Source organism: Pantoea sp. X-Soil-OKNW-713 (genome assembly GCF_059730685.1).
Genome location: NZ_AP035995.1, coordinates 2,084,885 through 2,097,864 on the forward strand (window position 1 = coordinate 2,084,885; position 12,980 = coordinate 2,097,864).

General features: G+C 56.3%; 12 protein-coding genes. 3 read left to right on the forward strand and 9 right to left on the reverse strand.

Translation table 11 applies throughout. The features are described 5' to 3' along the window. Nucleotides 1-167 precede the first annotated feature (167 nt). On the forward strand, nt 168-2,432 hold the full coding sequence (locus tag AC6I8R_RS09680; protein ID WP_415174899.1) for a TonB-dependent receptor: 2,265 nt from the start codon (nt 168-170) through the stop codon (nt 2,430-2,432). A gap of 40 nt (nt 2,433-2,472) precedes the next feature. On the opposite strand, the gene kbaY is transcribed toward AC6I8R_RS09680, so the two are convergent. Both kbaY and AC6I8R_RS09690 read right to left on the reverse strand, forming a co-directional pair. Beyond that, nucleotides 2,473-3,330, reverse strand: coding sequence for a tagatose-bisphosphate aldolase subunit KbaY (gene kbaY, locus AC6I8R_RS09685; protein WP_021183278.1), 858 nt, complete (start codon nt 3,328-3,330; stop codon nt 2,473-2,475). Then, nucleotides 3,330-4,490 carry an SIS domain-containing protein gene (locus tag AC6I8R_RS09690; protein WP_415174901.1) on the reverse strand — a complete coding sequence of 387 codons (1,161 nt, stop codon included), beginning with the start codon at nt 4,488-4,490 and terminating at the stop codon, nt 3,330-3,332. The genes kbaY and AC6I8R_RS09690 overlap by 1 nt, the downstream gene beginning before the upstream one ends. A 179-nt stretch (nt 4,491-4,669) precedes the next feature. On the opposite strand from AC6I8R_RS09690, the gene AC6I8R_RS09695 reads away from it, so the two are divergent. Beyond that, nucleotides 4,670-4,891, forward strand: coding sequence for a hypothetical protein (locus AC6I8R_RS09695; protein WP_497832179.1), 222 nt, complete (start codon nt 4,670-4,672; stop codon nt 4,889-4,891). Nucleotides 4,892-4,973: 82 nt separating this feature from the next. Here AC6I8R_RS09695 and AC6I8R_RS09700 read toward each other — a convergent pair whose 3' ends face one another. From AC6I8R_RS09700 to kbaZ, 3 genes are all read right to left on the reverse strand, one after another. Continuing rightward, the gene (locus tag AC6I8R_RS09700; protein WP_021183275.1) at nt 4,974-5,210 is read right to left on the reverse strand and encodes a hypothetical protein; all 237 of its coding nucleotides are present in this window, start codon (nt 5,208-5,210) and stop codon (nt 4,974-4,976) included. A gap of 181 nt (nt 5,211-5,391) precedes the next feature. After that, nucleotides 5,392-6,519, reverse strand: coding sequence for an N-acetylglucosamine-6-phosphate deacetylase (gene nagA, locus AC6I8R_RS09705; RefSeq protein ID WP_497832180.1), 1,128 nt, complete (start codon nt 6,517-6,519; stop codon nt 5,392-5,394). A 12-nt stretch (nt 6,520-6,531) separates the two neighbouring features. Further along, on the reverse strand, nt 6,532-7,812 hold the full coding sequence (gene kbaZ / locus AC6I8R_RS09710; RefSeq protein ID WP_497832181.1) for a tagatose-bisphosphate aldolase subunit KbaZ: 1,281 nt from the start codon (nt 7,810-7,812) through the stop codon (nt 6,532-6,534). A gap of 314 nt (nt 7,813-8,126) precedes the next feature. Here kbaZ and AC6I8R_RS09715 point away from each other — a divergent pair, with 314 nt between their 5' ends. Beyond that, nucleotides 8,127-8,933, forward strand: coding sequence for a DeoR family transcriptional regulator (locus AC6I8R_RS09715; protein ID WP_415173557.1), 807 nt, complete (start codon nt 8,127-8,129; stop codon nt 8,931-8,933). A 33-nt stretch (nt 8,934-8,966) separates the two neighbouring features. Here the strand turns inward: AC6I8R_RS09715 and AC6I8R_RS09720 are convergent, their stop codons facing one another. From AC6I8R_RS09720 to AC6I8R_RS09735, 4 genes are read right to left on the reverse strand one after another with little or no spacing between them, the layout of a single operon-like run. Continuing rightward, complete coding sequence (locus AC6I8R_RS09720; protein WP_208725449.1) at nt 8,967-10,130, reverse strand: Gfo/Idh/MocA family protein; 1,164 nt, start codon at nt 10,128-10,130, stop codon at nt 8,967-8,969. A gap of 16 nt (nt 10,131-10,146) precedes the next feature. Beyond that, entirely contained in the window at nt 10,147-10,917 is a 771-nt protein-coding gene (gene agaR / locus AC6I8R_RS09725) for a transcriptional repressor AgaR (protein WP_021183270.1), read from the reverse strand. Continuing rightward, entirely contained in the window at nt 10,914-11,831 is a 918-nt protein-coding gene (locus tag AC6I8R_RS09730; RefSeq protein ID WP_415173558.1) for an ROK family protein, read from the reverse strand. Before AC6I8R_RS09730 ends, agaR begins: the two co-directional genes overlap by 4 nt. Before the next feature lie 5 nt (nt 11,832-11,836). After that, on the reverse strand, nt 11,837-12,961 hold the full coding sequence (locus AC6I8R_RS09735; RefSeq protein WP_497832182.1) for an ABC transporter ATP-binding protein: 1,125 nt from the start codon (nt 12,959-12,961) through the stop codon (nt 11,837-11,839). Nucleotides 12,962-12,980 lie beyond the last annotated feature (19 nt).

Sequence of the window (12,980 nt, forward strand, 5' to 3'; positions counted from 1 at the left end):
TGTTTACGTCGCGGCGCGATAAATCGCGCCGCGACGGGGCATACTGAACGATTCGGTTATATTTGCTGGCAAAAAAATTACGCAGAAATTACCAGACCAAAACAGAAAATAAAGCTAATCACTCTCATTATCATTCATCTTTTTTGACACCAGTGATTACTTTATTCATGAATAATAAACCTGTTCTTATGCGCGGGAAAAAGTTCCCTGCGCCCAGCAGCCTGGCGATGATGATCAGTGTCTGTTGCAACCTTCCGCTACATGCCGCTCTGGCGGCTGACACCACGACGCAGGTGACTCCGGCAAAACAAAAAACCACGCAGGAAAACACCCTGACGGTAACCGCCACGCCGGTGAGCAAGTTCAATCCGGGTGGGGATGCGCTGGTGCCAGCGTATCTCGATGGACAGGTAGCCAACGGTGGACGCCTTGGCATCCTCGGTGAACAAAGTGCGATGAACGTACCGTTCAGCATCGTGGGTTACACCAATAAAGCCATTCAGGATCAGCAGGCGCGCTCGGTGAGCGATGTGGTGCGCAACGATGCCTCGGTCGCGACCGGTTATGGTTACGGCAACACCCAGGAAATCTATAAAATTCGCGGCTTTGAGCTTGCCAGTGAAGATATCTCGTTTGGTGGCCTGTATGGCGTATTGCCGCGTCAGTTTATGCCGGTGGAACTGGCCGATCGCGTGGATATTCTGAAAGGCGCGAGCGCGTTCCTTAACGGTGTACCGCCGGGCGGCACCGGCGTGGGTGGCACCATCAACCTGGAACCGAAACGGGCCGGGAGCGAGCCACTGACCCGCGTCTCCCTTGACTACACCTCGAAATCGCAGGTGGGTGGGGCGGTGGATATTGCCCGCCGCTTTGGTGACAACGATCAGTGGGGCATTCGCGTCAACGCGGTGCATCGTGAAGGGGAAACGGCGGTGGATAATCAGAAACGCCGCCTGACGCTGGGCACCATCGGCCTCGATTATCATGGTGATCGCTTCCGTGCCTCACTGGATGCCGGTGCGGAAAAGCAGACGGTGCACGGTGCGCGTTCAGTGGTGTACACCAGCGGTATGACCAGCATTCCCAAAGCGCCGTCGGCCACCACCAACTACGGCCAGAAATGGGCCTTTACCGACACCAGCAGCCAGTTTGCCATGCTGAAAAGCGAATATGATCTCAGCGACAACTGGACGCTGTACGGCGGCATTGGCGGCAACCATACCCATGAATACGGTTCTTACTCCTCACCGACCGTGAATGACAGCAACGGTGATGCCACTATGGGGCAGATGCGCGTGCCGTATTTCTCCGACGGCCTGTCAAGCCAGGCCGGAATTCGCGGCAAGTTTGACACCGGGTTTGTAAACCACAGCATCAACCTTGGTTACTCCAGCACCTGGAGCCGCATCCGCAGCTCGTATGCGATGTCTTCCGCCAGCATCAGCACCAATATCTACGATCCAACCTATGTTGATGAGCCAACCGATGTGGCTTATACCGGCGGCCATATGGACGACCCGCGTGTCACCAGCCGCACCTTCAACAGCGGTGTGTCACTGGCCGATACCATGTCGATACTGGATGATCGCGTGCAGCTGATCACCGCGCTGCGCCGTCAGTCGGTCAACGTTACCAATTACGATTACGATGGCGTGCAGTCGGCCAATTTTAGCCAGATGAAAGTCACTCCAGCATTTGGTCTGGTGTTGAAACCGTGGAAAAACATCTCCTTCTACGCCAACCATATTGAAGCGTTGCAGGCCGGTGAAACCGCCAGCAGCAGCTACGGCAGCGGTACGGTGGTGAACGGTGGTCAGGTCACCGGTATCGAAACCTCCAAACAAAACGAAGTAGGGGTGAAAGCCGATTATGGCCGTATCGCCGGTTCAATCGCCGTGTTCGAGATCCGCAAACCGGTAGCGACCTATCGCTATCTCGGCAACAGCAGCGGCACCGATCAATATGAATACGGTAACTACGGCGAAGAACGTAACCGTGGTCTGGAACTGAGCCTGTTTGGAGAGCCGGTGTACGGCGTGCGCCTGAACGGTAGCGCCACCTGGATGGACCCGGAGCTGACCAAAACTCAGGACGGTACCTATGATGGCAAAGACGCGATTGGTGTACCGCGTTATCAGTTGGTGCTGGGCGGAGAATGGGATATTCCGGGCTTGCAGGGCGTGACCGCGACCGGGCGCGTGATCCGCACCGGTTCGCAATATGCTGACGAAGCGAACACCCTGAAAGTGGATGGCTGGACACGTCTGGATCTTGGCGTGCGTTACGATATGCAACTGCCGAAAAACAACATCGTCTGGCGCGCTACGGTGGAGAACGTCACCAACGAAAACTACTGGGCATCTGCCAGCGATGGCTACCTGACGCAGGGCGACCCGCGCACCCTGAAACTGTCGATGACCGTGGATTTTTAACCGGTAAAGGTTCCGGCGCGATAAATCGTGCCGGAACACATTATTTCAATCGATCCGCAGAACCGCATACCAGGATCTTATCTCGCACCACAGCCTTCATCGCGTCCATACCGACCCGCAGGTAATAACGGGGATCGTTACCTTGCGGATTCTCGCCGAACCAGTTTTTTACCGCCCCGGCAAAGGCAATTTTCAGCTCGGTTGCCACATTGACTTTGCACACTCCCAGGCCGATGGCGCGGCGCACATAATCATCCGGCACATCGCTGGCACCGTGTAACACCAGTGGGATAGTGACGCGCTGATGGATCTTTTCCAGCCGTTCAAAGTCAATCTTCGGCGTGTGAGTATAGAGACCATGCGCGGTACCAATCGCCACCGCCAGGCTATCAACGCCGGTTTGATTGACAAATTCCAGCGCTTCGTCGGGATCGGTCAAAAACGCGCTTTCGTCACTGACCGCCATATCATCTTCCACGCCACCCAGACGGCCCAACTCGGCCTCAACGCTGCAATCATGACGATGGCAGAAGTTGACCACTTCGCGCGTCAGTTTAACGTTATCGGCAAAGGGGACATGACTGCCGTCAATCATCGCGCTACGCACGCCAGCGTGGACTTTGTTGCTGATATCCGCCAGCGTTTCATGGTGGTCAAGATGCAACGCCAGTGGCAGGCCATAACTGCGCGAGTAAGCCTGGCACAGGGCAAAAATCTCCTGGAAGGCGATATGTTTAAAGGTTCCCGGCGTGCCCGCCAGAATCACCGGCGATTGCATCTCTTTGCAGACATCAAGGATCGCCTGAATGGTTTCCGCGTTGTGGATATTAAACGCGGGCACGGCATAGCCATTGGCCTGAGCATCCAGCAGCAGATATTTGGTGGAGATAATGCCCATCAGCGTACCTCCGGCCAGCTATGGATCACCACGCCTTGCACCACGCGATTCACCGTCCCACTGGCAGAAGGGGTGTCCGGGGTGATACCTGCTTTCAGCGATGCGGTCAGGGCAAAGATCTGTGCGTAAATCAGGAAGCAGAAGGCCAGCTCGATATCGTTAAAGGTGCGCGAGGCAGGCAGGTAGAGATGTGGACCGGCTTCCATGACCGTTGCTGGCGTATCGCTAATCGCAACCACGCGCAGCGCAATGTTTTCCCGATGCAGCTCAGCCAGCAGATCAAGATCGTATTGGCGGGTATAGGGATGGCTGGAGACAAACACCACCACCAGGGTTTCATCATCAACCAATGATTTAGGACCATGACGGAAGCCCACCGGTGATTCGTAGAAGGCCGCCAGTTGCCCGGCAGTGAGCTCCAGCACTTTGAGGGCAGACTCACGCGCTGCTCCCTGCAAGCCGCCGCTACCGAGATACACCACGCGCCGCCAGTTGAGATCGCCAAACGCCGACTGGCTGAAATCGCCGTGGCTGGCAATGATCGCCTCGCAGCACGCCGCTACGCTGGCAAAGCTGTGGCTGTTGAACAGTTGAGGGGCAAAAATCGCCAGGCAACTCAGCATCATGGTGCTGATGCTGCTGGTCATGGCAAAACCACGATCGTGAGTCTCTGCGGGCATCAGGCGCACCCGCGCGTTGTCATGCTCGCAGGCGTAATGATACAGATCGCCGGTCGCGTTGCAGGTGATAATCAGGTGACGGCAATCCGCCACAAACTGATTTGCCAGTTGCACCGCAGCCACGCTTTCCGGGCTGTTGCCGGAACGGGCAAATGAAACCAGCAGCAAGGGTTGCTCAGCGTGAAAGTAATCCATCGGGTTGGTGACGAGGTCGGTGGTGGGGATGGCCACCACGTTGGCTTGTAACTGACGTGCCAGGCAAGGCGCGATAATGTCGCCAATAAAGGCGGAGGAACCCGCGCCGGTCAGAATAATTTTCCCGCCAGGTTGCGCATAGAAGGTGTTCAGCCAGTCATCCAGTTCTGCACGCTGGGTGTCGAGATGGTGCAGGGCGGTCATCCAACTGGTCGGTTGCTGGCGAATCTCTTCTTCGGTCCAGGTTTGAGTGCCCGACGTGTTGGCCGCAAGGGTTTCATTCATAACACTATCCTTAAGATTAAGCCGTGACAGAAAGTCAACCAGATGGTTTCACTACCTTTCTTTTTGCGGTGTTTTTGTTATTTCAATTGATAATGCAATCTACAAGAAAGAAAGTGAAAGCACAACATGAAAAAGGAAGAAAACGAAAGGTGCCAGGGATGAAGACGTGAAGAAACCGCGTGATAAATCACGCCGCTACGGATCATGCGGAAGTAGCGGCGCGATTTATCGCGCAATACCGTGAGATGCAGCCAACAGTCGTAGCGGCGCGATTTATCGCGCAAAGCCGTGAGATGCTGCCAACAACCGTAGCAGCGCGATTTATCGCGCAACGCCGTGAGATGCAGCCAACAACCGTAGCGGCGCGATTTATCGCGCAACGCCCAATGGAGAGAAAATAATTAACAGGCAGGCAAAGGAGAAATAATAAATTATTATATTTAACCTGGCGATAACAATATCACCATAATAATTTCGTATTGATTAACGGGTAATGAACAATAACCAACTCATAATAGTGACTGCCGACGTCAGAATATAGCCGATGCCTTCACCCGTCATATATCGGCGCATGGTCATATGCATATGACCCACCTGAATTTTTTCACGCTTCTCTTCGTGCGTGGCGTTGACGATGGTACGGAACGCGGCAATACCATTGGTCAGCAACAGTGAACAAAAAGCAGCAACGGCGAGGGTTAGCATGTTATGCATGGTCATGGATTTCATTAATTCTGTCAGTCAAAGCGGATGGCTATTTTATTTCAATCGCCCGCAGATTGCAGGTAAAAATTAACTATCAATATCATCGTCCCAAACTTCAATAAATATTTTCGCGATAAATCGCGCCGCTACAAAGTGTTATGTCGCGGCGTGATTTATCCCGCCTTGCCGTATTCCGTCAGGCAACCGCAACGCCTTTTACCCAGAGCTGCTGTGGAATCAATTGATTATCCAGCGCCAGAATATTGGCCTGTTTTCCAGGCGCAAGGGTGCCCAACTGGTGAGACAGGCCCAGCAGACGTGCCGGATGCAGGCTTGCCATGTGAATCGCCTGTTCGCTACTGACGCCGCCATAGCTCACCATATTGCGCACTGCCGCATCCAGCGCCAGTGTACTCCCCGCCAGACCGCCCGCTGCGCTGCGCACCACGCCTGCACGCATCTCCACGTTGTGGCCGCAGATGGCGTATAACCCATCGGGCATGCCCGCGGCGCGCATGGCATCGGTTATCAGGATGATGCGGTGCGCGGCGCACTGGCAGGTGACACGCATTACCGCCGGATGGACATGATGACCATCAGCAATCAACTCCAGCCAGGCGCGGGAATCACTCAACCCGGCTCCGACCATACCAGGTTCGCGATGGTGTAAACCACTCATACCGTTGAAGCAGTGCACCAGCCCATCGGCACCGGCATCCAGCGCCGACTGCGTCTGAGCGTAACTGGCGGCACTGTGGCCCAGCATCACGCGAATACCCTGCGCTTTTAGGTGGCGAATCGCCGTCAGTGCATCCGGTTTTTCCGGGGCCAGCGCCACCATACGCAGCGTGCCTTGCGCAGCCTCGATTAACTGATCAATCTCGGCCATCGCCAGCTCGCGAAACCACTCAGGCAGATGCGCGCCACGGTTTTCGGGCGTAAACCACGGCCCCTCGAGGTAGCTGCCAAGTAACTGTGCACCCCGGGGATCATGCCGGTAACCGGCAATCCGCCGTAACGCCGCGTCAATTTCCGCCAGCGGGGCGGTGACCGTCGTCGCCAGCCATGCCCCCACACCTTCACACGCTTTGTGTCGTGCCAGGGTGGTGAGCGCCGCCGGATCGTCATCCATCACATCGACGCCCGCGCCGCCGTGAACGTGGGTATCGATATACGCCGGACTTAACAGCTCGACATCGCGTCGGCTATCGCCCACGGCGATCGGCTGAATGGCGGTGATGATGCCATCAACGATATGGAGTTGCTGATCGTCGCGCCAGCCACCTTCACACAGCAACCGCCGCGCGCGAATGATCTGTTCCATCAGTGGATCTCCTTATGCTGGCTGACAGGCCAGGTGATACTGCTGCAACACATCCTGGATGTGGTCGATCAGCAGGGCATGGGGCGTTGCCGCCAACTGGCCCTGGCGCACCTTGCCATACTGTAACGGCAGATATTGGCTGATCAGCGGTAACGGTAGCTCGGTATCGGCCAGATTGCGGATCAGCACCTTAAACGCCTCGGCAATCTGCGCATCCGGCCAGTAATAACGCACGCGGTCTGAATAGCTGAAGCCACGAGCCAGACGGCGGGTGGCACTGTCGCCGTGATAATGGCTATGCCAGTAGTCCGGTTTGTCGAGCATCACGCCATCCAGAACAGTGCGCAGGTGAGAGCAGGCTTTGGCGCTCAGCAGTTCTTCTTCAATACCCGCCAGGGCAAACAGCGCTTCCCGCAGGGCAAACGTCAGTGCAGGCCCGACTTTAAGGATGGCGAAATGGTCGATCACCAACTGCCGCAAGGCTTGCGGGGTTTGATAATCGGTGGAGTGGGCTTCAAACAACGGGCGTCCGGCGCTTTCCGCCCACTGGCACAACTGTTGGGCTTTTTGTGGCTGATAATCAATGATATGGGTATGGTCAAACTCGACGCCAGGCTGTACCACCAGGCCGATGATACGCGGCCAGAGCGCTGACAACCCGTGTTGCTCAAACGCCTGATGGTGCGCCATCAGCGTCGCCTGTGCCGCTTCCGGGGTGGTGACGGCTAATTCGGTCAACGTTTCGTGCGCGCCGCCGGGTACCGGGACTTCAGTGCCAATGACATACACCAGGTCGCGGCAGCCAAAGTGCTGCTGGCAGGTGGCTTCGGCAATCGCCGCCAGGCGGGCGGCGCGCTGTGCCACGATTGCATCGGTCAGCGGCACCGGATCATCAGCGCAGGACATGCTGCAATCCAGGTGGATCTTCTTGAACCCCGCCTGCACATAATGCGCAATCAACACCTCAGCGTGCTGCATCGCAACCTCGGCAGGCTGTTTTTGCCAGCGATTCGGGCCGAGATGATCACCACCCAGAATCAGTTGCTCACGCGGGAACTGGCAGCTATCCGCCAGTTGCCAGAGAAAATCTCGAAAGTCAGCGGGGGTCATCCCGGTGTAACCGCCGGTCTGATCGACCTGATTGGAGGTGGCTTCAACCAGAAGCGGTTGCTGATGGTCACGGGCAAAGCACAGCGCCGCTTCCAGTACTAACGGATGGGCGGAACAGACGGAGAAGATTCCGTTCTGCTCGCCCTGGCGGTGACGTTCGATGATTTCAGTTAATAGTTTCACTTTAGGCTCCACAGGGTCAGATGCCACCCACTCACCTTTCATAACCTTTCGTTGTGTGCCGGGTAGCGACTTATGAAAACAAAATGAAAGCTATCAGAGGTCACAACAGAAAGGCAAGGAAAAGATAACGCAAGGTGTGCAGGTTATTGTGGCTTACTGTTGCGCTGACAGAGGTTGCATTTCACCGAAAGAAAGGTGTTAATAGCGCAATCGAAATAAAACGAAAGACTGGATTGACTAATGGCACAATCCGTAGCGGCGCGATAAATCGCGCCGCTACCAGTCTTAAAAGACCAAACTGGCAGGTAAACTCAATGCAGCATTCCGAGAACCCAATGGAAAAAAGCGTGGCGGCCACCAGCGAGCGTCGCGAGCAGATCATTCAGAAATTACGCCAGCATGGCAGCGTGCAGGTGAATGACCTCGCCACCATATACGGTGTTTCGACCGTGACCATCCGTAACGATCTGGCGTTTCTGGAGAAGCAGGGCATCGCGGTGCGGGTGTATGGCGGTGCGCTGATCTGCGATAACGGCACGGCGGCGGAACCTTCGGTCAAAGATAAAAGCGCGCTTAATGTGTCGGCGAAACGCAGCATCGCCAGCGTTGCCGCTGAGCTGATTAAACCGGGCCACCGGGTGATCCTCGATTCCGGCACCACCACCTTCGAGATTGCGCGTCATATGCGTCAGCATCAGGATGTGATCGCCATGACCAATGGCATGAACGTCGCCAATGCGCTGGTTGAAGCGGAAGGGGTCGAGGTGCTGATGACCGGCGGCCATTTGCGCCGCCAGTCACTGTCCTTCTATGGCGATCAGGCCGATCAATCGTTGCAGAACTACCATTTTGATCTGCTGTTCCTCGGCGTGGATGCCATCGACCTGGAGCGCGGCATCAGTACCCACAATGAAGACGAAGCGCGTCTGAATCGCCGCATGTGTGAAGTGGCAGAACGCATCATTGTGGTGACGGATTCCAGCAAATTTAACCGCTCCAGCCTGCACAAAATCATTGATACCCAACGCATCCATATGATCATTACAGACGACAGCATTCCGCAAAACAGCCTCGAAGGGCTGCGCAAAGCGGGGATTGATGTAGTGCTGGTCAGCCAGTAAATGGCGCGGGCATGAATCTGCCCGCGTCACGACTCAGGCTGGCTGCGGTGCAGTCAGCAAACGATCGAGTTTTTCCCACACCGGTGCCAGGTCCACCAACTTACGCTGTTCGCGTGCTTCATCCATCGCCAGTGCCAGAATCCCCGCTTCGATCGCATCCTGCGGCGACACCGGCAGCGGGCCGCCCCGCAGCACATGATCCATCACCTCCTGCGCCATCTGTTCATCGGCCCCATAATGTTGCGACAATGCGGTGCGGGTGGCATAGGTATTGTCGACGGTTTTCTTGCCGCTCATCACATCGTGCACCCACAGGAAGCCGCGAATAAAATCGCCCTCAGCCTGACCGCGTGAACCCATGATACAGAAGCGGCGGAACTGGTCCGGCGCGTTGAGATTGGTGTGGAAATTTAGCGCGACGCCGTTGGCGTATTCCACAATCGCAACCTGGTGGTCGACAATGTCACCATCGCTGTCGAACACCTTGTCATCACCCAGCCAACCCGAGGGTTTTTGGTGAAACAGCGCCATATCGTCCACCCCTTGCTGACGCGGATCGTTTTCCGGTACAAAGTTGCGGCGACCACCGAAGCTGGCGACGCGCATCGGGCGCGAACCGATCAGGCTGTTGTACAGATCGAGGTCGTGGCAGCATTTCTCCAGCATAAAACTGCCGGAGTAGCGCGAGTAGCGTCGCCAGTCACGCATAAAAAACGCGCCGTGGTACGGATAGATATGTTCCGACGCTTCCACCGAGACGATATTGCCTAACGCCCCTGACTGACGGGCCTGCATCACATCGCGATACATGGGGGCATAGCGCAGCACCAGGCCAATCAACAACTGCTCCTGACCATACCGGGCCAGCAGCTCCGCCAGTTGGAAGCTTTGCTCCATGCTGGCGACCACCGGTTTTTCGCAGAACACCTTCACACCTGCCGCCAGCCCGATGCGGATATGCTCAAGATGCAGATGGTTGGGGGAGCCAATCATCAGCAGGTCAAGCTGTTGCGCCGCCAGCAAGGCTTCGGGTGTGTCATAAGCAACACCGGCATCAATGCCATGTTGTTGCAGCGTTGCCAGCCCGGCAGGAGCCGGATCGACATAGCCGACGATAGTGAAGTCTGGCGACAGGCTGCTGAACACATGCCCGAGGTAGCCGAGACGAAATCCTAATCCAATAATGCCCACTTTCATGACGTTCTCCCGCGTTTTAGCGATCGGCGATAATGATGTCGACGCCCATTTTCTCCAGGGCGCGCACGTATTGTTCGGATATGGCGCTGTCAGTGACCAGCCGGTGAATGCGTTCCACTTCGCGGATCAGACAGAAACTGGTACGGCCAAACTTGCTGGAGTCGGCTACGGCGATGATTTCACGCGAGACATCGCACATCGCCCGGTTAATCTGCGCTTCGCCCAACTGTGGCGTGGTGATACCGGCGGCGAGGTCAAAGCCATCGACACCGAGAAACAGTTTGTCGAAACGGTACTGACGGATATGTTGCTCGGCGGTGGGGCCATCAATTGACCATGAGGCGCTGCGCACGTTACCGCCCAGCACCATCAGATGGATGTTCTCGCGGCTGGCCAGTTCATAAGCGATGTTGATGGCATTGGTCATCACTACCAGCTCCTTTTTGCTCTCCAGATGCTTGGTCATCAGACTGGTGGTGGAGCCGGAATCGATAATCACCGCCTCTCCGTCGTTGATCAGGGCGGCGGCGGCTTTAGCGATAGCGAATTTGACGTCGCGATTGATTTTGCCTTTGTCTTCCAGCGGGCGATCAAAGACAAACTGGCGATTGAGCTGCGCGCCGCCATAGCCGCGAATGGCGCAGCCACTTTTCTCCAGCCAGCGCAAATCGTTGCGGATGGTGACGGAACTGACGTTGTACAGGGCGCTGAGATCTTCCACCCGTACCACACCTTCGCGCCTCAACTGCTCAATAATCGATTCACGACGTTGCTCGGTATTGATCATAGGGATTCTCTTTCAGCATCGTTGAGGAGGGCAGCACCGCGTACGCCGCTGCTGTCACCAAAAACCGGGGCCAGAATCGCCGCCGGAGGACAGATGGCAAATAAATTTTCGCGCATCGCTTCCGGCAGCAACGGGTAGATTTCAGGAATATTCGACAAACCGCCGCCCAGCACAAAGGCGTCAATATCCAGCAGCATTTGTAACCCCGCCAACGCACTGGCAAGCACGGCGATAAAGCGCTGGAATATCTGCTGAGCCAACGCATCGCTGTCACGATAGCTGTGCATCAGTTCCGGCAGGTTGCTGGCCGGATGACCAAAGTGCTGACTCAGCGCCAGCAGGCCGCGACCGGAGACATAGCGCTCGTAACAATCGGTCAGGCCGCAGTTGCAGCTGAACGAGGGCAGTGCGTAACGTCGGAACAACTGCGCGGGCACCGGCAAATGCCCCCATTCACCGGCCAGGCCGTGTTTACCGCGGAACAACTGCTTATCCACCACCAGACCGCCACCGGCGCCGGTGCCAATAATCGCGCCAAACACCACCGCATAATCCTGCGTCTGCGGCGAATGCGCCTCTGACAGGGCAAAGCAGTGGCAGTCATTGGCGATCGCCACAGGGCGGTTGAGCAGCGTCTCGATATCGCGTTTCAGGTTGCGTCCGGTCAGACAGGGAACGTTGGCCGCCAGTTGCTGCCGGGTATGCGGGTCAGTGATACCCGGCAAACCGATCCCCACTTTCCCTTTTCCGCCAAATTGCTGATCCGCCTCCTGTGTGAGCTTCACCAGGCAATGCAGAAAGGCGGAGTAATCCTCGCCAGGGGTCGGCACCCGTTGGCGAAACAGCGGGTGCATGCTGTCATCAAAGGCGGCGATTTCAATTTTGGTGCCGCCGATATCAAAGCCGTAGCGCATCGGTGTTATCTCGCCATCGGGCGGAGCACGCGCCCGTGATTGATATCAAACAAATGCGCGTGATCCAGCGCCAGGTGCAGGCCGATACGCTCACCGGGTTGCAGCGACCAGCCGGGCGAGGAGGGGAAGCGCGCGACAAAGTGACGACCGGCGACATCGCAATGAACGATCTCCTCATTCCCCATATGTTCCAGCGTCTGCACCGTTGCGGGCAGCGCGGCGGGGGCATCTGCCGTAGTGATTGCCACATGTTCCGGGCGAATACCGAGGCAAATCTGTTCCTCGTTATAGCCGTTAAGACGCGCGGCGACGCTGGCTGGTAGCGGTAAATGTCCGGCATCGCCAAAGGAAAGCGTTAACGCTTCCGCGTTACGCATAATAGTTACATCATGCAGGTTCATAGCCGGGCTGCCGATAAACGCGGCCACGAATTTGTTTGCTGGCTGATGATAGAGGGTCACCGGCTTATCAACCTGCTGAATCACCCCGCGATCCAGGACGCAGATACGGTCGCCCATCGTCATCGCTTCCACCTGATCGTGTGTGACGTAAATCATGGTAGAGGGAAGTCCTTCCGCTTTCAGTTGCTGATGCAGATTGATCAGTTGCAGGCGCATCGAGACGCGCAGTTTGGCATCGAGGTTGGAAAGCGGTTCATCAAATAAAAACACGCGGGGGCGGCGTACGATGGCGCGGCCCAGCGCGACACGTTGGCACTGGCCGCCAGATAACTGGCCCGGTTTACGCTCCAGCAGGTGACTGATCTCCAGATTTTCTGCCGCTTCACGCACCCGGCGATCGATCTCATCACGCGGCATTTTGCCTTGCAGGCTAAACGCCATGTTTTTGTACACCGTCATATGGGGGTAGAGCGCGTAGTTCTGGAACACCATCGCCACTTCGCGGTCTTTGGGTAATACCTGATTTACGCACCGGTTCTGGATCACGATCTCACCTTCGCTGACGCTTTCCAGTCCGGCAATCATGCGCAGCAGCGTCGATTTGGCGCAGCCTGATGGCCCGACAAACACCATAAATTCGCCTTCCTGAATCGACAGCTCAATACCGTGCAGCGCCTGGAAGCCGTTGGGATAAATTTTCTTCACATCATGTAATTGAATACCAGACATAGCTGCTTCCTCTGAGTGG